23 protein-coding genes and 1 other annotated feature are annotated in these 21,305 nt (G+C 40.5%); of the genes, 10 read left to right on the top strand and 13 right to left on the bottom strand.

The features are described from left to right. Positions 1 to 64: 64 nt before the first annotated feature. Complete coding sequence (locus LQ188_RS08935; RefSeq protein WP_101223124.1) at positions 65 to 1,414, bottom strand: amino acid permease; 1,350 nt, start codon at positions 1,412 to 1,414, stop codon at positions 65 to 67. Between the two features lie 59 nt (positions 1,415 to 1,473). Then, positions 1,474 to 1,711, bottom strand: a binding site (T-box leader). Between the two features lie 342 nt (positions 1,712 to 2,053). Between LQ188_RS08935 and LQ188_RS08930 the strand changes: the two genes are divergently transcribed. Next, positions 2,054 to 2,347 (top strand): hypothetical protein, encoded by a 294-nt coding sequence (locus LQ188_RS08930; protein ID WP_230176632.1) that lies wholly within the window; start codon positions 2,054 to 2,056, stop codon positions 2,345 to 2,347. A gap of 467 nt (positions 2,348 to 2,814) precedes the next feature. On the opposite strand, the gene LQ188_RS08925 is transcribed toward LQ188_RS08930, so the two are convergent. Beyond that, positions 2,815 to 3,051, bottom strand: coding sequence for a hypothetical protein (locus LQ188_RS08925; RefSeq protein ID WP_230176631.1), 237 nt, complete (start codon positions 3,049 to 3,051; stop codon positions 2,815 to 2,817). Positions 3,052 to 3,260: 209 nt separating this feature from the next. On the opposite strand from LQ188_RS08925, the gene LQ188_RS08920 reads away from it, so the two are divergent. Then, positions 3,261 to 4,424: an MFS transporter gene (locus tag LQ188_RS08920; RefSeq protein ID WP_230176630.1), complete on the top strand. Its 1,164-nt coding sequence runs from the start codon at positions 3,261 to 3,263 to the stop codon at positions 4,422 to 4,424. A 61-nt stretch (positions 4,425 to 4,485) separates the two neighbouring features. On the opposite strand, the gene LQ188_RS08915 is transcribed toward LQ188_RS08920, so the two are convergent. The 7 genes from LQ188_RS08915 to LQ188_RS08885 form a co-directional block, all read right to left on the bottom strand. Next, positions 4,486 to 4,785, bottom strand: a complete 300-nt coding sequence (locus LQ188_RS08915) for a hypothetical protein (RefSeq protein WP_230176629.1) — start codon at positions 4,783 to 4,785, stop codon at positions 4,486 to 4,488. Between the two features lie 125 nt (positions 4,786 to 4,910). Further along, positions 4,911 to 5,552 (bottom strand): response regulator transcription factor, encoded by a 642-nt coding sequence (locus LQ188_RS08910; RefSeq protein ID WP_053536075.1) that lies wholly within the window; start codon positions 5,550 to 5,552, stop codon positions 4,911 to 4,913. Further along, a complete protein-coding gene (locus LQ188_RS08905; protein WP_230176628.1) occupies positions 5,545 to 6,591 on the bottom strand; it encodes a sensor histidine kinase in 1,047 nt (348 codons plus the stop codon). The genes LQ188_RS08910 and LQ188_RS08905 overlap by 8 nt, the downstream gene beginning before the upstream one ends. Beyond that, positions 6,588 to 7,334: a cell wall-active antibiotics response protein LiaF gene (liaF, locus tag LQ188_RS08900; protein ID WP_230176627.1), complete on the bottom strand. Its 747-nt coding sequence runs from the start codon at positions 7,332 to 7,334 to the stop codon at positions 6,588 to 6,590. The genes LQ188_RS08905 and liaF overlap by 4 nt, the downstream gene beginning before the upstream one ends. A gap of 155 nt (positions 7,335 to 7,489) precedes the next feature. After that, positions 7,490 to 8,125, bottom strand: coding sequence for a PspA/IM30 family protein (locus LQ188_RS08895; protein WP_230176626.1), 636 nt, complete (start codon positions 8,123 to 8,125; stop codon positions 7,490 to 7,492). Between the two features lie 19 nt (positions 8,126 to 8,144). Continuing rightward, entirely contained in the window at positions 8,145 to 8,492 is a 348-nt protein-coding gene (locus LQ188_RS08890; RefSeq protein ID WP_101223131.1) for a flagellar basal body rod protein, read from the bottom strand. Between the two features lie 522 nt (positions 8,493 to 9,014). Next, entirely contained in the window at positions 9,015 to 9,629 is a 615-nt protein-coding gene (locus LQ188_RS08885) for a TetR/AcrR family transcriptional regulator (RefSeq protein ID WP_101223132.1), read from the bottom strand. A 173-nt stretch (positions 9,630 to 9,802) separates the two neighbouring features. Here LQ188_RS08885 and kynU point away from each other — a divergent pair, with 173 nt between their 5' ends. The 5 genes from kynU (at position 9,803) to LQ188_RS08860 (ending at position 14,968) form a co-directional block, all read left to right on the top strand. Beyond that, positions 9,803 to 11,080, top strand: coding sequence for a kynureninase (kynU, locus tag LQ188_RS08880; protein WP_101223133.1), 1,278 nt, complete (start codon positions 9,803 to 9,805; stop codon positions 11,078 to 11,080). Positions 11,081 to 11,169: 89 nt separating this feature from the next. Further along, entirely contained in the window at positions 11,170 to 12,591 is a 1,422-nt protein-coding gene (locus tag LQ188_RS08875; protein ID WP_230176625.1) for an amino acid permease, read from the top strand. Positions 12,592 to 12,642: 51 nt separating this feature from the next. Next, positions 12,643 to 13,497, top strand: a complete 855-nt coding sequence (kynA, locus tag LQ188_RS08870; protein WP_101223135.1) for a tryptophan 2,3-dioxygenase — start codon at positions 12,643 to 12,645, stop codon at positions 13,495 to 13,497. Positions 13,498 to 13,543: 46 nt separating this feature from the next. Next, complete coding sequence (gene kynB / locus LQ188_RS08865) at positions 13,544 to 14,170, top strand: arylformamidase (RefSeq protein WP_101223136.1); 627 nt, start codon at positions 13,544 to 13,546, stop codon at positions 14,168 to 14,170. Positions 14,171 to 14,335: 165 nt separating this feature from the next. Next, positions 14,336 to 14,968: a LysE family translocator gene (locus tag LQ188_RS08860; RefSeq protein ID WP_214770607.1), complete on the top strand. Its 633-nt coding sequence runs from the start codon at positions 14,336 to 14,338 to the stop codon at positions 14,966 to 14,968. 136 nt (positions 14,969 to 15,104) lie between these two features. Here the strand turns inward: LQ188_RS08860 and LQ188_RS26830 are convergent, their stop codons facing one another. After that, positions 15,105 to 15,233, bottom strand: coding sequence for a hypothetical protein (locus LQ188_RS26830; RefSeq protein ID WP_290370113.1), 129 nt, complete (start codon positions 15,231 to 15,233; stop codon positions 15,105 to 15,107). A gap of 241 nt (positions 15,234 to 15,474) precedes the next feature. Here LQ188_RS26830 and LQ188_RS08855 point away from each other — a divergent pair, with 241 nt between their 5' ends. After that, positions 15,475 to 16,116 carry a hypothetical protein gene (locus LQ188_RS08855; RefSeq protein ID WP_230176624.1) on the top strand — a complete coding sequence of 214 codons (642 nt, stop codon included), beginning with the start codon at positions 15,475 to 15,477 and terminating at the stop codon, positions 16,114 to 16,116. Between the two features lie 141 nt (positions 16,117 to 16,257). Then, positions 16,258 to 16,602, top strand: a complete 345-nt coding sequence (locus LQ188_RS08850; RefSeq protein ID WP_230176623.1) for a hypothetical protein — start codon at positions 16,258 to 16,260, stop codon at positions 16,600 to 16,602. An 87-nt stretch (positions 16,603 to 16,689) separates the two neighbouring features. Here LQ188_RS08850 and LQ188_RS08845 read toward each other — a convergent pair whose 3' ends face one another. Together LQ188_RS08845 and LQ188_RS08840 are read right to left on the bottom strand one after the other, a co-directional pair. Beyond that, complete coding sequence (locus LQ188_RS08845) at positions 16,690 to 17,541, bottom strand: MBL fold metallo-hydrolase (protein WP_101223141.1); 852 nt, start codon at positions 17,539 to 17,541, stop codon at positions 16,690 to 16,692. Positions 17,542 to 17,677: 136 nt separating this feature from the next. Then, the gene (locus LQ188_RS08840; protein WP_230176622.1) at positions 17,678 to 19,105 is read right to left on the bottom strand and encodes a phospholipase D family protein; all 1,428 of its coding nucleotides are present in this window, start codon (positions 19,103 to 19,105) and stop codon (positions 17,678 to 17,680) included. Positions 19,106 to 19,325: 220 nt separating this feature from the next. Here LQ188_RS08840 and LQ188_RS08835 point away from each other — a divergent pair, with 220 nt between their 5' ends. Then, complete coding sequence (locus LQ188_RS08835) at positions 19,326 to 19,772, top strand: hypothetical protein (RefSeq protein WP_230176621.1); 447 nt, start codon at positions 19,326 to 19,328, stop codon at positions 19,770 to 19,772. A gap of 508 nt (positions 19,773 to 20,280) precedes the next feature. Here the strand turns inward: LQ188_RS08835 and LQ188_RS08830 are convergent. After that, positions 20,281 to 20,841: a peptidoglycan-binding domain-containing protein gene (locus LQ188_RS08830; RefSeq protein WP_230176620.1), complete on the bottom strand. Its 561-nt coding sequence runs from the start codon at positions 20,839 to 20,841 to the stop codon at positions 20,281 to 20,283. Positions 20,842 to 21,305: the final 464 nt, after the last annotated feature.

Below are 21,305 nucleotides of genomic sequence, written 5' to 3'. Positions count from 1 at the left end.
CATATACCACGGCTTGAAACGGAAACTTATATGCGGGAAGGCAAAAGTGATCACTCCGCCTTCTCTAGATTTTGTTATGGCGTTTTTTCCATACATACGTTAAGGAAATGAAGATGTAGATGCAAAGTGTAATGATTGTAACGACTATGGATGTCGTGAAAATGATTCCGATCAGGATCGTTATTAAAGCGATGATCGCAGCCCAAGTCGTATACGGGAACCATTTTACCGAATAGGCACTTGTTTTTCCTGACTGTTGTTTACGTGATTTCAAATGGGCGAAAGCAATGATCAACCAGATGAATAATACGGTATATCCAAGCGAACCCATTAGGAAATCGAAGGTCTTGCTTCCAGCAAATAAGGAAATCAGTACACCGCCATATAAAGCGGAAGTACACATTAATATTGCGGGAACAGGTACTTTCTTCTTGGATAAACGGGAAAAGATTTTCGGAACGCGACCATCCACGGCTTGTGTATACAGAACGCGGGATGAACCATACAACCCGGAGTTCATCGATGAAATGATCGCTAATAGAACAACGGCGTTCATGATATGGTCGGCACCAGGAATACCGATCATTTGAAAGACCATTACAAACGGACTTTCCTTCACTCCGTTTACTTCGTTCCAAGGAATTAAGCTAACGATGATGAAAAAAGGAATGATATAGAAAGAAATGATCCTGACCAATGTACTGCGAACGGCCTTTGGAACCACTTTTTCAGGATTTTTCGTTTCAGCTAATGTGACCCCGATGATTTCCGTACCGCCATATGAATAGATTACCACCAGCATCGCAGTGATCAAACCTGTCGATCCATTCGGAAAGAAACCTCCATGCTCGGTCAAGTTAGAAAAACCGACGGCTGTATGATCACCAAAAGTAACGAGCAGCAACAATAATCCAGCCATGATGAACACAATGATGACGGTAATCTTAATTAAAGCAAGCCAGTACTCCGTTTCAGCAAAAACCTTTACCGACAGTAAGTTAACCGCAGTAACTAAAACCGAAACAGCTAATGCCAATATCCAGATTGGATATCCAGGCAGCCAATATTGAATGAAAATTGCCGCAACCACTGATTCGGCCGCGATATTCAATACCCACATTTTCCAATAAATCCAATCCAGGAAATAGGCAGGATACTTTCCTAAAATCGATTGGACCAAATCCCTGAATGTTCGTGCACCGCTATTGCGGACCGCCATTTCAGCTAAACCTTGCATGATGAATAATAGGATGATGCCTCCTATCAAGTACGCAATGATTACGGAAGGACCTGCCATATCAATGGCTGAACTGCTTCCTTTAAATAAACCTGCCCCGATGGCACCTCCTAATGCCATCATCGTTATATGCCTTGAAGTCATTGTCCTCTGTAAATTCCGTTTGTCCGTTTCCATATCCTTACCTCCCCAAAATCAAAAAAAGCATATCGTCTCTTCCTTCATAATCAAATGAAGAAAGAGACGATATGCCTTAAGCTTACCGCGGTACCACTCTTATTGGCTCTCTTTTAGAACCCTGCTTTAAAAACCTTGTAACGAAGGTCAATCGTTAAAACAAAAGAATGGAATCATTCCTATCTTTCGCTTTACCACTCCCAGGCAAGTTCAAAGTATCATTGGACTGCGTTGCACCAACCCGCAGCTCTCTTCACCGAATAATGAGCTTTTACTACTCCTGATCATTGCGTTTGAAAAATTATATCTGAATATTTTTAATAATATCCCATACTATACGGACTCAAGGTAAATTTGTCAATAACTTTCTTAGGATAATATTTTCAAAGAAATAAATTAGGGGAAATCAACGTGAGCCAGCTATTACGATCTTGTGAGGATGAGTGGTTCTATTTCCGTTTCTTGGCAAACGCAACCGATAAGACTGGTTGCTACGGCAGCTTATCTGTTAGAAATGTATCATGAGGTTACCTTCTTCCCGCACTCGGTTTCCTCTATATTTTTCCACATATTCAATGTTATAGTATTTATATAGGAAATAAATCTAACGAATAACTCACTATCTGTTTGGAGGACATAATGAAAAAAACCTTAATTATTATAATTTTTTTATTATCTGTTTTGGTTGGGTGTAGTAACGGTGATAAATACATGAATCTTTCTGGGGAGAGCGATCATTGGAAAGGAGAGTATGTTACAACCGCTACTGAAGATTCGGAAAATGGAACCTATACTTTTAAATATAAAGATGTAGCCAACGATGTATTTTTCAAGACTTTGGAGATTTCAATGATGGTGAAACTAAGCAGAAAACGACAAACTACAACGAACCAACAGTTGAAATTCAAACTGCATGTAGCGGCTGTTCAGTAACTAATGAAAGTATGCCTATACATATAACAATTAATTGGGATGGTAATGAAGAAAGCTTTACTTTAAAGCAAAGCAAATAAAGAAGTGGGCGTATTCGCCCCTCTAGACCAAATTAATTCCCTTTGTTTACAAGTGCTGCTAACATCTGAACTAGATCACCGAAATGAGTAGCCAACGTATAAGCAATGACGAAAAGGCTTCAAGAATAACAACTTACTAATGATACCTTTTTAATTAGTTCAAATTTCTCTGGGTCAATTTTAACAAATTCATTTTTATATAATTATAGGATAAATATCCTCTAATATCCTAACTAACAAAATGGAACCGATATATCCGAATGGACGGATTTTAAAGGTCTTTTCCCTAGCCATCGTCAATAATTCCCACTGAAAAAACCGATCACAGCTCCTGTTGTTTACCTAATCAATTAATCAATTAATCTATTCATAAAAGCCTAGACTCTCCTAAAAAAACTCCATCCCTAACCATGATGCAGCCACCATCAGAACCCCAACGACAATCACAATAACCGGTCCTACAACAATTAATCCAAATAGCAGTGAGCCTACTGCGTCCAGGAAGATTCGAAATGGTCCTGCTTTTTCCTTTTTATTCTTTTGCTGCGTTAATAAGTCTTCCAGATGACCGACTTTTTTCTTCAATTCCTGCAACTCTTGAATTACTTTTGTGTCCTGGTCCATGAATTACCACCCTCCCCAATTAACAATAAGTGTTAATTCTATCATTTACATCCATTTTTAAAAAGTGAAATTTAACCTCGAAACCAACTCTATCATTCTATTTTCATCCATAAAATTTAAACTATTTTTTCAAATTCTGTCATCAATGATACAATAACATGGTCTGAAATCAATTCAATCTATAGAACACGTGAGGTATCATATTTTTTATGAAAGCAATACGATTATTAAAGAGTTTTAACTTTTTATATTTTGGACTGCTTGCCATTTTCATTCCGTTTCTCCCAGTCTATCTGGCTGATCAAGGTTTGCGTCCAGCCCAAATCGGATTCATCGTCGGTACAGGAGGTTTTGTCACCCTCATCACCCAGCCTTTATGGGGAATGATCAGCGACAAAACAAGGACTATACGAAAAGTCCTGTTGTTACTCATCTTTTTCTCGAGCGTAATTGGTTATTTCCTCTATGATTCAGGCAGTTATCTTCAGCTCATCCTGTTTGCCATGCTGCTATATTTCTTTTTGATGCCGATCGATCCCCTGACGGAAAGCCTCAATTTTACAATGGCAGAGAAATCCGGGATCAGCTATGGCTCCATCCGGACATATGGTGCATTGGGTTATGCGGTCATATCGCTGATCACCGGCTATGTTATGTCATATTTCGGAGCGAACAGCCTTGCGTTCCTTTTTGCAGGAATAGGTTTGATCAGCTTCATTGTCAGCTGGATGATGCCTGATGCTCCCGTTTCAGGGAAACCTGTCACCTTAAGCAGCCTTAAGCATTTTTTCAGTAATAAAGAGACGCTTCTCTTTCTGTTATTGGTCTTTATCTGTGCTGTTCCAGCAAGGATGAACGATACCTTCCTTGGAGTATATATCCGGGAACTTGGAGGAAGTGCCAAGCTTGTAGGCTTGACCTGGTTCTTGGCGGCGGGAAGTGAAATCGTTGTATTCGCCCTAAGCTTTTGGTGGCTGCGCAAAGGTAAGGAAATCATCATCATTTCGTTTGCAGCAGCGTTTTTCTTTATCCGTTATTTCGTCTCTGCATGGATTACCGATCCACAGCTATTAGCTTATTTGCAAGTCATGCAGCTATTGACTTTCCCGATTTTCTACTCTGCGGCCATCCAATATCTTTACCGGATCGTTCCGGTGGAATGGCGTGCCACAGGCCAGACCGTACTGGCGCTGCTATTCTTCGGGGTTTCGGGAATCATTGCTTCTTATATAGGCGGAGCCATATATGGGGCTTACGGCGGCAAGACACTTTACCTGTTCATTTCCTCCATCTCCTTTATAGGAATGGTATTTGCCCTGGTTCTTTATCGGATATACGGAACGAGGCTCGATACCGCAGAGGAAGCTGTATAATCTAAAAAAACGGTATAAAAAAGAGCATGTTTTGATTAAAACATGCTCTTTTTACATTCCGTTAGCGAAATAAAGGGGCAACCGTCAACATTAACACAGAGAAGCAAAGCAGTATAGTAGTTGTCCTGTTTGAGAGTTTTACTTGTTTGCCATTTTTATAGAAACCTGAAAATTGAAGCCGGTTTTTATAGAGTACATAAAGTAATGGAAAAATTGCCATACCAACGATCCATCCGCCCGTGGTATTCTCTACGGTTATTCCAAAAATCGCATAGATTGAATTAATGATGAGCCCCATTATCATTCCAATAACGAAAATAATGGTGATTATACGAAATAATTCTAAAATCACTCTTAACATCATTTCACCTACTTTTTTCCTGTAATCCGTAAAAAGGCTGGAATCAGCAACCTTGAATGAACTTTACAGGATGGGATATTTCCCTAAATATAACAAACTTTCCTCTATTGGTAAATAGACGCTCTTTACTCTTCTTCTTGAACGAGCGAATGCTTAAATGCGTAAATTACTGCTTGCGTGCGGTCCTGTACCGCAAGCTTGCTTAATATATTGCTGACATGCACTTTGGCTGTTTTCAGGGCTATGTATAGTTCATCGGCAATTTCCTGATTCGTTTTCCCTTGAGTCATCAGCAATAAAATTTCCATTTCACGGTTTGTCAATTGATCATGAAGCTGGGTGATTTTAGGGCGACGCAGCTTTTCCATCATTTTTCCCGTCACTTCAGGTTCAAGTACGCTTTGACCCTGGAAAGTGGAACGGACGGCTCTCGCAATCTCGCTGGCCTTTGATGTTTTCAACATATAGCTCGTCGCTCCGGCTTCCAATGCCGGGTACACTTTTTCATCATCCAGGAAGCTTGTCACAATGATGATCTTTGCTTCAGGCCATTTTTCGATAATTCGTTTCGTCGCTTCTATGCCGTCCATTTCCGGCATCACCAAATCCATCAAAATGATATCCGGACGCAATTCCATTGCCAGTTCGACAGCTTTCAAGCCATTGTCCGCTTCCCCGATCACTTCGATATCCGATTGTGCGGATAAATAAGCCGATACCCCTATCCTTACCATTTCATGGTCATCGACAAATAATACTTTAATCATCATGATCACCTCCAGCATTTAATAATGGGATTTTCACTTCAAGTTTCGTTCCTTTATTCGGAACGCTTACAAGTTGCATCGTTCCGCCTAATTCAACAGCCCGTTCATGCATATTTTGCAGACCATATGATCCCGTTTTCGACTCCTCGACGTTAAAACCGATGCCGTCATCCGTTATTCGTAAAATGACCATTCCATCACGAACGATCAATAGCACTTCAAGCGAATTGGCTTTTGCATGTCTCAGTGTATTGGAAATCGATTCTTGTAAAATCCGAAACAGATGGTCCTCAATCCCCTTATCCAAAGTGACAGGCTCCATCTTCCAATTTATATCCATCGTCACTTTTTGGGCCAATTCCAAAAGAAGCTCCTTCATTCCTTCATGTAAAGATTTTCCCTTTAATGCAACAGGTCTCAAATGAAGCAATAGCGCCCTCATCTCAAGCTGAGATTGATGGATCATTTCTTCCACTACCTTGAATTGTTTCATTTCCGTTTTTTCCATATCGGATTGTGATTCAGTGATGGCCGACATGAACATTGAAGCTGCAAACAATTGCTGACTCACCGAATCATGCAGCTCCCGCGCCAAACGGTTTCGTTCCTGGGAAACGATTTCCTGGATTTGTTTCTCCTGATCAATGGCCTTTTCATTCGCCATTTTTTGCGATAATTTTGTCTGCTCATTGATTTGCTTATGGATCAGTTGCATCCGTTCCGCCATTTTAGCGATTTCTTGGACCGGATACCCCTCCTGTTGCGATGGCAGACGGCCCTGTTCAAGTAAATGCAGCCCTTCATCCACCCTTTCGAGCTGCCTCTTCCAAAACATTCCCGAAACAACTCCATAAATCAGCCCTACCGTCATGACCAGGCTTGGCAGGAATATGACGAAGGGTAACCCCATGACCATTTTCTCCCATAATAAGCTCCAGTCGGATAAAGGAAAAATGAAGAAAACCGCCGCCGGCAAGGCAAGGGAAAGAACAAAAGCAACACCAAGGGCAGTCAATATCTGCCGTGTCAGTATGCTCATATCCGCTTCACCTCTAAATCCCCAACTAAGATTGAAGTGATGATATGAACCTTGTGATCCGTTTCATTGAACCCTTCCGTTTGGTAGGAATAAATTTGATTAAAGACCCTGGATTCAGGCTTATTCTCAAAGATCCGCGCTCTGCCTGCAATGACAGAATGATGGACCCTGATTTCGATTCCATACGGTACAAAAACAGTGATATTGCCAATGATATTCCTGATGGAAATGACAGCGTCGCCCTTCGGTAAAATCGTTTTGCTTAAATCGATAACCGTATCACCGACACCGCCCTGAACATTCACGGAATTCCATTCATATACATGTTCGGCCGTTTGTTGATGACCGAACAATTTATTTTTAAATAGATAATCGGTTTTCAGCAGTGGCTCCTTATTGATCCGTTCTTCGTCCGAATCATCATTGGTTATAATGGGACTGACCCAATCAGGATTCTTTTTGGACTGATAATATAAAAGCAATAGATAAATAAGGATCGCCATTAGGAAAAATCTAAAAACGAACATATTCAAGACGGTGATGATAAGGGAAATCAGCCCTATAAAAAATAGAATTTTCCCGATTGTCCGTTTTGTGAATTTCCTGCCTAAATAGATACATCCTATTGAAAAAGCGATGGAAAAAAGGAGACCTCCACCCGTAAATGAAATCTCTAAAAAAAGCAGGACGACTCCGATGAGAAGTATCCATCCCATATAGTCCGTCTTCAACTTGTTCAACATCGGTTCGCCTCCCCTGTATATGATCATGATATTCTTAAAAGGCACAGGAACCCGTGCCTTTTAAGAATACCATGAAATTATCACGTTCTGACAGCCTGTTTTCCCCGACCTCCATTCCAAAAGGCCAGGGGATTACAGAGATGCCTTACAAACCTTTACGCTTCTTTCTGTTCCAATTCTTTTTCAAGCTGGACAATCCTGGCATCGATCGTATGCCGATTATAATCTGTATGGACCTGGTGCTCGATGCGATCGATATAATGCTCCATTTCTTCAAACATCGCTACCGGTTTGGCTTCGGAATTGCCTCCGTCCAATACCCGATTGATCCGGTTGTTTGCCCGGGCAATATTTTCCCTGCCCATCAGTTCCAACCGCTTTAGATGCATATCCTTCAGCTTATGCTTCATTTCTTCATATTTCCGCTCCAGTTCAGCTAACTGAACCTCTGCACTTTGATGCGCCTCTTTCAAACTTAGCGCCCGATCTTCATAGTGCAGGCTTTCCTTGACAGCAAATTCCATTAGATCGGTTTCTCCTGACTGCTTAGCAATCTCAGCCTGATGCTTACGTTTTTCAGCTAGATTTTGCGCTTGATTATATTCACGCGTAAACTCTTCTTTCAAAAGATATTGACGTTCAAGCAGCTTACCGACCTTTTCTGTCTCCTGCTCACATTGGCGCAAATATTGATTTAACATTCCAATCGGATTTTTTTGCTCCTTCTTATCCAACAAGTCATGAAAATCCGCTGAAATCGTTTGTTTCATTCTTGAAAATAAATTACCCATTTCAATTCCGTCCCTTCTATTAGTTCTTATTCAACTCTTTCCACTCTCTTTCAAAATTTGAGAACGGGTCATTTTCTTTCGATGATTCACTTTCATCATTTTCATTCCATTTTTTATAAACCAGGTAAAGAACATAAGCTGCCACCAGTCCCAATATTGCCGGGATATGGGAAATAGAAACGATCAGCACGATAATGGAGACTGATCCCCACGCAATCTTCGCCCCTGTCGATTCGGACTTCATGAACTGCTTGAACCCAAAGTATAGGATCGCCAAGCAAATCGCCAGGCTGATCAGTGGACCAACGTTCGCCAGTAACAGGAAAAGTGCGATCAGTCCTACAATAAATAAACCAAATTTCTTCATTGTTTTCGTCCTCCTTTCTATGTTTATATCTTATCTACTTTTACAAGTTCGTATAATGAGCCTTAGCTATATTTTCTAGTAAGACTTAAGGCGTAGACGCTGTAAGTCCGATGCTAAAGACGGCGTTTATTAGTGTGTTTGGGCGGCTTACTCGTGAGTTCTGCGGGTTTACTCGTGAATTTGCACTTACTTGTAAGTTTGAGTGATATATAGATGAATTTGAGTGATATATTCGAAAGTTTGATCGATATATACCAGAGTTTGCGTGATATACTCCGAGTTTGAGCTATATCCTCGTGAGTTTGCGCTTTACTCGTGAATTCTGCGACTTTACTCGTGAGTTTGGGCACTTTACTCGTGAATTTGCACTATTTACTCGTGAGTTTGAGCAATTTACTCGTGAATTTGCATTTACTCGTGAGTTTGAACGGTTTACTCGTGAATTCTGCGGGTTTACTCGTGAGTTTTGAAATAAAAAAAATCTTCCGATAAAACCGGAAGATTGGTGTACTGTCATTATCATTACAAATACAAGCCTTCGACGTAAACTGAGGTGATGGTTTGAGCAATTTCTTCGACAGTGCTTTGGTGTTCGTTTCGGACAATTTCCCACAGATACATTTCATTTGTGAAAAACCACCCTCTTGCCACAAGCTCATGGTTTAGTTCAGCCCTTGCCAGACCATTTTGCTGTGCATAGGCGACGTCCTTTGAAATTCGCTGAATGAACTTCATGCGAATCGCTTTCCATTTATCTGAAATAATGGTTGATATCCCAATGGCCTGTTCGAAAACTTGCATCATGTTGCGTTCAGCTTCTGCCATTTTCAAAAATGAATTAGCTTGTCTGTTTATGATATGTTTTGCTTCGTCTTTTGATTTTGGAAAGAAAGAGGTCTCGGCAATTTCATAGAATTGCTCCATTACATTCTCCATTAATACAATTAACAGATCCTCTTTCCCTTTAAAATGAACATAGGCCGTTCCGTATCCGATGTTTGCCCTTTTGATCATTTGGGAAATAAGCGCAGCTTGATAACCTTCTTCAAGAAATATTTCCTTTGCAGCTTCCAATAACTTTTGTCGTGTCATGATCGAGCGTAAATGCCGTTTATCCCCTACTTTGCCATTCTCCATGCTTATTCCTCCCCCTATCTTCTAGCATAAAGGATTTCCATAAAATAAAAAACATTTGTTGGAAAGTTCGATTTCAATGTTTATAATTTTCTGAATTAACTTATTGACACCATGTCATATTCTTTGGTACGATTCTCCTAGAATTATTAAAATACTAATATAGGAGGATGATTATGGTTTCTGAATATACATTGGATCACGCTAAACAAATGGATGAGAATGATACGCTTAAAGGTTTTCGAGAAGAGTTTTATTTAAAGCCGGATTCCATCTATATGGATGGAAACTCATTGGGGCTTCTTTCGAAAAGGGCTGAACGCACTCTTCTGGAGTCTTTGGAAGATTGGAAAGAGCATGGGATCGATGGATGGACGCAAGGGAATCACCCATGGTTTTTCATGGCTGAGAAATTGGGCACGAAGATGTCCCAATTGGTCGGAGCTTCTCCCGAGGAAGTTATTGTAACCGGCTCGACAACCGTGAATCTGCATCAGCTTGTAGCTACTTTTTATAAGCCTGAAGGAATGCGCACAAAAATTTTGGCAGATGAATTAACCTTTCCGACTGATATTTATGCTCTTCAAAGTCAGCTGCGTACACATGGATACGATCCGGAAACCGATCTCATCCGCGTCAAAAGCCGCGATGGCAGATTTCTTGAAGAAGATGACATTATCCAAGCAATGACCGATGACATCGCTTTAATCATCTTACCAACGGTCCTGTATCGCAGCGGTCAAATATTGGATATGAAACGATTGACTGATGAGGCTCATAAAAGAGGAATTGTAATCGGATTTGACGGATGCCATTCCATCGGTGCCATCCCGCATTCATTCAGCGAATGGGATGTGGATTTTGCGTATTGGTGCAATTATAAACATTTAAATGGCGGTCCTGGCGGTGTTGGCGGTTTATATGTAAATCGAAAACATTTTGGAACGATGCCTGGATTGGCTGGATGGTTCGGCTCCAAAAAAGATAAACAATTCGATATGGAACATACCTTAACACCAGCTGAATCAGCAGGAGCGTATCAAATTGGCACGCCCCATGTGTTAAGTTGTGCGCCTTTAATTGGGTCTTTGGACATTTTTATAGAAGCGGGAATTGAGAATATTCGCGAAAAATCCCTGAAAATCAATCAATATTTAATGGATTTAGTCGAATTCGAATTGGAAGACATGGGATTTTTCATTGGAACTCCTAGAGAAGACATACGCCGCGGAGGTCATGTAAGCCTCGAGCATAAAGAAGCTGCACGGATATGCAAGGCATTGAAAGAGAACGGTGTCATTCCAGATTTCCGGGCACCTAACATCATTCGTCTCGCTCCGGTTGCACTATATACTTCCTACGCAGAAGTTTGGGAAGTTGTACAAATACTCAAGAAAATCATGTCAGAAAAACAATATGAAAAATTCAAGAATGAGCGTGAAGTGGTCGCATAACATGGAATTCCGCCAAATGGGGCTCATCCCTCAAATGGTTAGTTAATTACGTCATGCTAAAATCATTTTTGATAAAAAGGGGATGAACTATGGAGAACAAAAATACTCAATTGAACTTTAAAGATGAGCCAGAAAAAGGATTAAAACGTGAGCTGAAAACAAATCAGCTTTCCATGATCGCGATGGGCTGTGCCATCGGGACAGGGCTATTCCTTGGCAGCGGGCTTGCGATTCAAGCGGCAGGGCCAAGTGTATTGCTCAGTTATGCTCTTGGGGCGTTCATTGTTTTACTGTTGATGGGCTGTTTAGCCGAAATGACGGTTGCCCATCCTACTTCCGGATCTTTTGGAGCCATTGCGGAAAAGTACATGACTCCTATGGCAGGCTATCTTGTCCGCTATTCTTATTGGATTGGCAATGTTTTGGCTGTTGGGGTTGAAGTAAGTGCAGTCAGCGTATATATGAATTATTGGTTTCCGAGCGTTCCGGGAATCGTATGGATTTTGCTGTTTGCAGGGGTCCTGATTTATGTAAATGCTACCAGCGTGAATACATTCGCGACATTTGAGTATTGGTTCTCCTTTATTAAAATAAGTGCCATTGTTGGTTTTATCCTTCTTGGAGCCTATGTACTATTCGGTTCATCCGAACAGCCACATATAGGACCGGAAAACTTCGTGAATGAAGGCGGTTTTTTCCCATTTGGTTTGAAGGGGATGTGGATAGCCGTATTTATTTCTTTATTCAGCTTTCTTGGAACTGAATTGATAGCGGTTACATCAGGGGAAGCAAAAGATCCAGATGCAGCTGTCCCAAAAGCATTAAAAGCAACCGTGTTCCGTTTATCCACTTTCTATGTGCTGACAATCGGCATCATGCTGATGATCGTTCCTTGGAAAACGGCTGGGATCGAGGTAAGTCCATTCGTAAAAGTGATGGAAATATTGAACATTCCAGGTGCATCCGGGATCATGAACTTCATTATTTTAACGGCTGCCATATCTGCCATGAACGCTCAGCTTTATGCTTCAACACGGATGATGTTTTCATTGGCACGTGGGAAAAATGCACCTAGCTTTTTAGGAAAGTTAAACAAAAGGGGTGTTCCTACAAAAGCACTTGCAGTCTCTTCAACGGGAATTTTCATCGCTGCAGGCGTTCATGCGTTACTTCCTGGTTCATCCTATGCCTTCATGATGGGGATTTCCATGTTCGGTGCCATGTTCACATGGCTCATGATCTTCATTTCCCATTTGTTTTTCAGGGTTACATGGGATAAAACAGGCGGACGCAAGTTACCGGTAAGGATGATTGGTTTTCCCTATTTAACGATACTAGGAGCCGTTCTTCTATTTAGTTTGATGATTACGTCATGGTTTACGGATTTCAAAATCATGCTTCAATTCGGGATTCCTTGGTTACTATTTTTAGCTGTTGCTTATTTTATTTCAAAAAGAAGAAATATTAACCATAATGTAATGGAAGAATCTCTGGAAAAGAAGATAGAATAGAATGACGAAATAAATAGTTTTTTGCATATGGAAAAGTGAGGAGATTGCGGAATGAAAAATGTGGATAACAATGAAAAAACAATAACGGGTCTAGAGAAAGAAATTCAAACCGACTTTCAAAAATCGATGTCTTACGGAGATTATCTCCACCTTGATAAGATTTTAACCAGTCAACATAGATGTTCCGATCATCATGATGAAATGCTATTTATCATTATCCACCAAGCGAGTGAGCTATGGATGAAGCTCATTTTACATGAGTTGACAGCAGCGACTGAGTCTATCCGCCAAAACAAGCTGGAACCTTCGTTTAAAATGCTGTCTCGCGTTTCAAGGATCCAGCAGCAATTGATTCAGTCATGGAATGTCCTTTCAACTTTAACGCCGGCTGAATACATGGAGTTCAGGGATAAACTGGGACAATCTTCCGGATTCCAATCTTATCAGAATCGTTTGATTGAATTTGCATTAGGAAACAAAAATGTCCATACGCTATCAGTCTATCAGCACCAAACAGAGTTATACGAGCAAATGCAGCAGGCCCTTCATGAGCCAAGTATTTATGACGCGGCGATTAATGCTCTTGTAGCCCGTGGATTACCTATTGATCAAGGAGCCATCAGCAGGGATTGGTCACAAAGATATGAACCAAATGCCAGTGTAGAAGAGGCATGGCTGACTGTTTATCGCGATGTTGAGCAATATTGGGACTTATACGAGCTGGGCGAAAAGTTAGTGGACATTGGCCACCAACAGCAATTATGGCGTTTTAATCATATGACCACAGTGGAAAGGATTATTGGTAATAAGCAAGGTACTGGCGGATCATCAGGTGTAACGTATTTAAAAAGAGCACTTGATCAACACTTTTTCCCAGAACTATGGAGTTTAAGAACGAAGCTATGATGTAATAAGCAGCAAAGAAACAGCCAGCAGAGATGGAGGTAAATGCATGGGGACATGGATTGATATTTCACAACGTCTGGATGATAACGTTGCAGTTTGGCCTGGAGATACACCTTTCTCTTATAAAGTAAATTGGAGTAAAGAAGAAAGTGGATCTGTCAATGTTGGTCAAATCAATATGAGTATCCATACCGGTACCCATATTGATGCACCTTTTCATTTTGATGACGATGGAAAAAGAGTGATTGATTTGGATCTCGACTTATATATGGGAATTGCCCGAGTTATCCATTTAGCAAACAAGACAAGCATCGGAGTCGATGAATTATCCAGTATAGATCTAACTGGCGTTACCCGTCTGTTAATACGGACAGATGCATGGCAGGATCGAAGTGTGTTTCCACAAACGATTCCTCCTATCCAGCCAGAATTAGCGGCATATCTTTCAGAAATGGGCGTCCGTCTTATTGGTCTTGATTTACCATCAGTAGATCCACTGGATAGTAAAGAACTGTCTGCCCACCATGAACTTGCCGGTCATGGAATTCACATTTTGGAAGGACTTGTATTAGACGATATAGGACCGGGTAATTATGAGCTGGCAGCCCTCCCTCTTCCTTTAGTTGAAGCAGATGGAAGTCCGGTACGTGCTGTGTTGAAAAAGTTACCCTAACAAAATTTTTCAAAAAAGCGAGCCAGATCAAAAAATGATTTGGCTTGTTTTTTTATTTCCTCCCTTTCTATTGAGGTAACCATTAACTATCAAATTTATCTCCCTAAACCAAGTGTATTTATGTTATAATTTTCAGAATTCATCACTAAGAGTGGAGGTCCGAATATGGAAAACTTTTATTTGTTCATCATCATGTGCATTCTTCTCATCATCTTACCCGGTCCAGATACAGCAATAGCCACAAGGAACACCGTTACCGTGGGGACGTCGGGAGGTTTTAAAACGATGTTCGGCACGTGCTGTGCCCTGCTTATTCATACATCAGCTGCCGTGTTCGGACTTTCGGCAATCATTGTGAAATCCGCTTTACTATTTTCCATCTTCAAATATGTCGGTGCCGTTTACTTAGTATATCTAGGCTTCAAGACCCTATGGGGATTAAGGAATAAACAAGTGGCCGCAGCGGCGGAAACATCAGTCAAAAGTAAGTACGAAAACCAGTCTTGCTTTAAGCAAGGCTTCCTTACCAATCTGCTGAACCCTAAAGTGGCCGTCTTCTTTTTAACGTTCCTGCCTCAGTTCGTGAACCCGGGAAATGATACGTTTTTACCGTTCCTGATCATGGGCATGACGTACACCGTTTTAACTGCGTTGTGGTTTGTATTTTATATCTATCTGCTGAACCAGATCAGTGCTTTCATGAAAAAGCCTAGAACCCAAGCGATTTTCGAGGGTATAACCGGGACGGTCTTGATTGGTTTCGGGTTAAAGCTAGCTCTGGAAAAAGCTCATAATTAATCTGAACTGCACCCTAATTGTTAGAAACACCTAACAATCAGAGGTGCAGTTTTTTGCAGAAACAGGGATTAAGGTACTTGCTGAGTTAGTGTCACAATAAATGAAACGATAATGTTTTCAAAAGAGAATCATATGTTCACTTCACTATTTCCCCCCCGTCACCGAACAACAGAATGTACAGTTTACCAGTTTTCCAATCTTCGCTTGCAGGGATTAAAAACAATGCACAAATACTTACTAAAGATAATCTTAGTAAAAGTTTCATTTCCATCCCCCTATTATTGTTTTTCTGCACTTTACCATAAACTACCACAAATAACGCTTTTGAACACAGTATATACGATACAAATATTATGAACTCCCCTAAGGGAGCCTTACATGCTTCTGAAAATTGGATTTTTTTAAATTCTTTGGTCATTCAACTTTTTGTTTAGGGTTGTCCAAACATCTTGAGGAATTTCTGCATTTATTATCATGTGGCAATTATAAAAAAAAGGATGAACGCTGTGTCAAAGAAAAAAGATGAGAAAATCAGTAAGAATAACAATGGTCAGAGTACTCGGTATACGACCGATGTTTGTGTTTTCATTTTAGGTAACGCTGCTGAAGTAAGAGAAGAAGATATAAGAACACAATTTAAATACGCCAGTGACATATGGGGAATTGATTTTCGGCCTAATATTTGTGATTTAAGAACTAAAGAAGGAGCACGGAAGTGTGGTTTGAAAACTGATGCCACTATAGCAAGGATCTCCGTACCTTTGCGGATGAGACAACGGGAGAAAGTTTTTAGAGCCTTAAGAAAAGGTAATCGTGGCCGTCAAACTGGACTTGCTGTGTTTTACATTAATGCACAAGACCTTAAAGATGGAAAGGCTATTGCTAACGTCAGCTGGGATAATAAAGGAACACTGGGTAATATCGTCATGACATATGATACATTCCAACAAAAAAATATGGATATCTTGGCTCATGAATTCGGACATGCCTTGTTAGTCAATGCACGTCATTTAAATGATAAAAACAACATTATGTATCCCTCAGGGACAGTAATCGTACCACCAATCTCACAAAGACAACTAAGGGCTATGACTACCTCCAAGCAAAGAGCAAAAGCCTATAAAAGACCTTATGTTTACAGAATTTGAAGCCCGATAGAAATGATGAATCCTCCCTCGTGATACATGTACAAGCTATATAAAAGTTATATTAAACGGGACCAGAAATAAGGCTATGAATGTTACAATATAAAAAACATATTTTGTTATTTTTATACAGGGAGAATAGAAATGAAAACTATTGAAGTTAGGAAAACAAAGGATATCGGATTAGGTTCCCTTTCTTTTGCACTATGTTTAATCGGAATATTGTTTACCTTTCAATTTGGCGATAAACCTTGCATAGGAGATGATATTTTAAATAATATCGGACTAAGCGCATGGTCAAATGGAGATTCAGGTATTCATTATACAATGTTCTATTCGGCTATATTTTTCATCCCTTCCTTTATCATTGGTCATATTTATCCCGATAACAGAGGAGCAAAAGCAGGGAAAATCATATCAGGTTTCCTATCAATTCTTATTGTTTCAGTACTATTAACTATTATTATCGATTTGGTGTGGGTACCTTGAATGAGCCTTTGAGAACTAAGGCCAAATTAAAGGGTATGAGCCCAGTATTACCGACCTCATACCCAAAGCCACCCCTATGGTCTTCAATCACTCAAAGTAACCATTCACGAAAAATCCAATTGTTTCACGTTCGTCCTCAGTTAGATCCCGCTTTAGTTCTTTAGCCAGTTCCTGCTCCATTAAAGCTCGGTTTCCCCGATGTTCGACCACCGCTCTGGCACATTCTTTCATTAGCTTAAGCTCCGCCTCCATTTCCAGTCTCGTGCAAGGCTTATCATGATGGGAGAGTATGTAGGTTTCGGCATCATAGGCTTCAATTTTCTTAATGAGCAGCGAAGCCTGTTCAGGCGTATAATTCCATTTTTCAGCATAAAGATTGGCATAAAGGCAGTCTCCCAGAAATAATGTTTTTTCCTCCCGTACATAGATGATGCAGGAATCTTTAGCATGATCGCCCCCTACATGCTCAATGACACAGGTTATATTGCCGAGATCGATCGTCATCGTTCTTTCAAAGATGATATCGGGCAGAGGAAAGGAAATCTCTCTATTCGTCCCATGCTCCAATTTGATTGCATCGGCGCAAAAGGTAATCTCCGTCCCTTCTTCGACCCGTTGATCAAGGGCCCGATCTTCCCATGAAAGCTGCTGCATATCTTTAATGTTGGTGTATGTTTTTTCCTGACAAATCACTGGAATCCCGATATTCTCCAGTCCGAAAACATGGTCCCAGTGTGAATGGGTAAGAACGAGGAAATTCCCGCTAATATCATTCCGAAGCAATTCGTCCTTAAAGAGCTGTGCATGCCTGACTGAGTTACCGGCATCGATGATAAGCGTTTTCTTGTTTCCCGTCACGGCGGCAAGAACCGGGCGATCCGTTTCCTGAACTGGCGGCAGGTAGACAATACGTTTCGATAGGTGTTGTAATGTTTGCATGTTTCTGTTCTCCTTACGATTGTTGTTGTGATTAGCTTGCTCAAGTATAGCAAATTACACATGTATTCATAACATAATCTCCGCTAAAGGCAAAAAAGACAACAATCTCCGTGATTGCTGTCTTTTTCGTCATCATTCAAATGAACCTATTCCAATATACCGTGATTTTCGAGAGGGCATTTAAAAAGGTGGCTTTAAAAAAAGACTCTTCCTTCTTCTGATCTTCAGGCGGTTGTATATATTTTTTATTGTCCGCAATGAGTGTACTTTTTGTGATTTTCGAATCGATGGCACCTATCAACTGCGTTGCAAATGCTTCACTATCGATGACCACCATCGATTCTGTATTCAAAAAGGCAGATCGGGAATCCAAATTATAGGAGCCCACTGCACTTAATCGTCGATCATAGACAACTGATTTACCATGCAAAGAATAAGGCTTTGAATATTCATAAAGCCTTGCCCCCGTCTCAACGACGCTATCCCTAAGCGCCAAATAACCGGAAAAGGCGATAACATTCGGTGTTGATGCCACCGAATTGGTAAGTATTGTCCAATCAGCCTTTGGATCCATTTGCCTCGTTACATAATCCTTCAAGGCATCCGCAGGAACAATATAGGGACTTTGGATGTATACCGATTGATTGGCGTTCGCAGCAATATCCAATAGGGATCTCCACACAATAGGGTGTTTGTTGAAACGTTCGATTGGATTATGAATGAAGGACACTTTCTTTGTAGGTGTTGTAGCCTTGTTCCAATCGACGACTGGATTAACGAAATCAGCTTCAGTTTGCAATGCTTTGCTATATTGTTTCGCTAATGCATCTCTTTCACGTTTTCCTTTTTTCGTTTGCCTTTTCGAGAGGTCCGAAAAAACATCGCTCGTATACGGATGATTCCATAATTGATTCAAATAGTCCTTCATTTCAACGATTACACTATCTTTCTCCTCTTTAGCATTGAAAATGAGTACATCCCTGTCATAGACAAAGTTCCTCGGCGGCTTGCTTGCTAAGTACTTATCTGCAATATTTCTCCCGCCGATGATGCCTAACTTTCCATCTACAGTGATAATCTTGTCATGAAGGCGATTATGCCAGGTCCACGGCTTAAATGGCTTAAAGGTTTCGTAATATCTTAATTCAATGTTTTCATGCGAGGCCAATGCATAACGGGCACTGCTTAATTGACCTCTGAGTCCATGAGATATTCCATCCAGAAGGATTCGGACTTTGACACCTCGGTCAGCCGCATCAATCAAGGCTCCAAGAAAAAGCTCTGTTGATTTGCCTTTTCCAAAAGCATAGTAGGCGATATCGATTGAATGCTGGGCTTCCTGGATCATTCGCATTCTGGCGAGTCCCGACTCATAACCGTCTTCGAAAAGCAGGACACGATCCACGGTGGCTTCCTTCTCTCCCATATATTCACTTACTTGTCTAATCGGCCTGTTTTCTTCTTTTTCTGCTTTGGGGAAAAGAACAACAGCCGTCACCACTACATAAAGGACATATAATAGAAGAACAAGCAAAAATCCTTTAATTGCCGTTTTTACAGACATTGAGCACTCCCCCCTTTAAGCGATATTTTATTACTATTCGTAATATGCAAAGACTCTATTCAAAATCTGCAGGCTTGATAAATCTGACTACCATCGAGCGATGCCATTTACCCATCTGCTTGATCCTGGGTGGAACTTGGAACATTTATTTTCCTTTTAAATGTGACAAAGTGGTGAACATGAAAGCAGTTGCATAATATGATATAGAAGGAGGGATTTCATGCTTAAACAACCTGATAGAATAAGTATCTTCAATTATTGTTTTGCATTAGGGGTATCTGAAGTTTTCTTTTTATCCAGCTTTTATCTTTCCATTCTTGACGTTTCATTATTTGCGATCGCTTTACCATTTTCCGCTTTATTTCTAATGTTCTCCTTGTACCTATTCCTTCGAACGCACAAAGCAGTAAAGACCTTACCGAACCAAGATGAAAAAAGAAGGGAAATTCATGCCTTCTATCATCAATCTTTCGGGATTTTCACGATCATTTTTTTCACTTTACTTTTTGTTGCTTTAGCCTATATTCCCTTGCTGGACAACGGAGGGCATTTCTATCTTCTTTATTGTTTACCGATGGCCTTGCTTTGTATGATTCCTTCAATTGTTTCTTATAAAGGAATGAAATTATTCAAACTGGATACCGGCAGGGATTTAACGAAAATCTAATTGATTTTACCAAAGACTTCGTTAAGCAATATCTCACCCATGTTTTTTAGTTGAATGTATAGGCAAAATGAGGATATAATATTGATAACTAATAAATAAAAAAAGACACTGGTTTAACCAGCGTCTTAATGAACAGCAAACTGCATAAAGAGCAGCGGCTTTCTGTGGTAAGTCAGTTGCTACTCGATCATGAAAGTAACCCTTTTCCTACATACATCTGGCCGGATGGTATGGAGGGGGTTACTTTTTTAATGTAACCGCGATTACTGCGACGATTAAAGAGGCGAATGAAATCATTAGCATCAGTCCGTCCATAATAGAAATCACCAGCGACACCCCCTTTCTGAAAAGGAGTGACCGCTGCCCACTATACCAAATTGCTGTCCATTTACTATTATATCTATATTTACTTGTTATTTATAGCCAAAAATAGATGTATTTAGTCTACTTTAATATCCATAAAAAAAATCCCACTTAAAGTGAGAACATTTTTTGCATGTATATCCCTTTATTGTTCGACTACACGGCCATCTTTATAAATGTAAAACCACCCAATCGTTCCTGTGCCGCCTTGATCGATCCAATCTTTATTAGCTGCTTTATAATTGTAATATGATTTTCCTTTGCCATCTTTCAGCAATCTGCCATCACCGCTGAATACGATGTTGTTACCCAGCTTCTTCTTACCTAACGCGATCGCGTCTTTCTCCGTGAACTGTCTTCTTTCCACCTTATTTTCATCTAAAGCAGCCCATGTCTTCGGTCCGACGATACCATCCGAACTCAAGTTATGATCCACTTGAAACTCCCTTACCACATTTTGTGTTTGGGTACCGAAAATCCCATCAACACCTACATTATATTTAACATCTTTAAGGCTTTGCTGTAAGTCTCTTACATAACTCGAACGTGAGCCTTTCCTGAGGGTCAGGCGTGTTTCCGCCTTCGTTTCGAATTTCTGGATTTCACTGCCCTTTGATGCTGCGTGGGTAATTGAAGTAACCGTTCCTAGAGGGGCCAACATCAAGGCAACTGTTGGAATCATGACCAATAATTTTTTCTTCAACACATATAACCTCCATTCATATGATCACTCCTGCAGGTTTCTGACACTTCCCTTGGAGCCCATTCATTATAACGTATGGAGTTATCTCATTGGTTATTTATTACTTTAATTATAAAAAATGGTAAATACGATCCATAGTGTCATTTTCAAAAGCCAGCATATGACGGAAGTCCCGTTTCTTGAATAAAAACAAAAGGGGGTTTACCTATAACTTCAAAACATAGTTAATTGGGCGGGTGTACGAGACTCTTGCGGGAAAAGCGAGTCGAGGGGCCAAGAGCACCGAGGAGGCTCCTTGACCACCCGCGGAAAGCGAGTGCCTGGAGTGGAAATCACGTTCATATTTTACACTCCCTCAAAAAAACTAGGCAATCTTAATTTATATCGAGCTTGTTTACAGTCTAAAGAAAATCACCCCATTCAGTTTGTATACAAAAGGTTTTGGAAAACATATCTTTCATCAAATG

The sequence above is a fragment of the Peribacillus sp. Bi134 genome (assembly GCF_918698065.1).
In the GTDB taxonomy this organism is placed as follows: Bacteria; Bacillota; Bacilli; order Bacillales; family DSM-1321; genus Peribacillus.
Note: the sequence above shows the minus strand (reverse complement) of the source record. Positions and strands in the feature narration are given on the sequence as shown.

Coding starts and splice junctions, on each gene's coding strand:
- LQ188_RS08860 (WP_214770607.1), top strand. CDS start 14,336: ATGGAAAACTTTTATTTGTTCATCATCATGTGCATTCTTCTCATCATC.
- LQ188_RS08910 (WP_053536075.1), bottom strand. CDS start 5,552: ATGATTAAAGTATTATTTGTCGATGACCATGAAATGGTAAGGATAGGG.
- kynA (WP_101223135.1), top strand. CDS start 12,643: ATGAAAAATGTGGATAACAATGAAAAAACAATAACGGGTCTAGAGAAA.
- LQ188_RS08935 (WP_101223124.1), bottom strand. CDS start 1,414: ATGGAAACGGACAAACGGAATTTACAGAGGACAATGACTTCAAGGCAT.
- LQ188_RS08915 (WP_230176629.1), bottom strand. CDS start 4,785: ATGTTAAGAGTGATTTTAGAATTATTTCGTATAATCACCATTATTTTC.
- liaF (WP_230176627.1), bottom strand. CDS start 7,334: ATGTTGAACAAGTTGAAGACGGACTATATGGGATGGATACTTCTCATC.
- LQ188_RS08930 (WP_230176632.1), top strand. CDS start 2,054: ATGAAAAAAACCTTAATTATTATAATTTTTTTATTATCTGTTTTGGTT.
- LQ188_RS08850 (WP_230176623.1), top strand. CDS start 16,258: ATGAAAACTATTGAAGTTAGGAAAACAAAGGATATCGGATTAGGTTCC.
- LQ188_RS08840 (WP_230176622.1), bottom strand. CDS start 19,105: ATGTCTGTAAAAACGGCAATTAAAGGATTTTTGCTTGTTCTTCTATTA.
- LQ188_RS08925 (WP_230176631.1), bottom strand. CDS start 3,051: ATGGACCAGGACACAAAAGTAATTCAAGAGTTGCAGGAATTGAAGAAA.
- LQ188_RS08885 (WP_101223132.1), bottom strand. CDS start 9,629: ATGGAGAATGGCAAAGTAGGGGATAAACGGCATTTACGCTCGATCATG.
- LQ188_RS08890 (WP_101223131.1), bottom strand. CDS start 8,492: ATGAAGAAATTTGGTTTATTTATTGTAGGACTGATCGCACTTTTCCTG.
- LQ188_RS08920 (WP_230176630.1), top strand. CDS start 3,261: ATGAAAGCAATACGATTATTAAAGAGTTTTAACTTTTTATATTTTGGA.
- LQ188_RS26830 (WP_290370113.1), bottom strand. CDS start 15,233: ATGAAACTTTTACTAAGATTATCTTTAGTAAGTATTTGTGCATTGTTT.
- LQ188_RS08905 (WP_230176628.1), bottom strand. CDS start 6,591: ATGAGCATACTGACACGGCAGATATTGACTGCCCTTGGTGTTGCTTTT.
- LQ188_RS08875 (WP_230176625.1), top strand. CDS start 11,170: ATGGAGAACAAAAATACTCAATTGAACTTTAAAGATGAGCCAGAAAAA.
- kynU (WP_101223133.1), top strand. CDS start 9,803: ATGGTTTCTGAATATACATTGGATCACGCTAAACAAATGGATGAGAAT.
- LQ188_RS08895 (WP_230176626.1), bottom strand. CDS start 8,125: ATGGGTAATTTATTTTCAAGAATGAAACAAACGATTTCAGCGGATTTT.
- LQ188_RS08845 (WP_101223141.1), bottom strand. CDS start 17,541: ATGCAAACATTACAACACCTATCGAAACGTATTGTCTACCTGCCGCCA.
- kynB (WP_101223136.1), top strand. CDS start 13,544: ATGGGGACATGGATTGATATTTCACAACGTCTGGATGATAACGTTGCA.
- LQ188_RS08835 (WP_230176621.1), top strand. CDS start 19,326: ATGCTTAAACAACCTGATAGAATAAGTATCTTCAATTATTGTTTTGCA.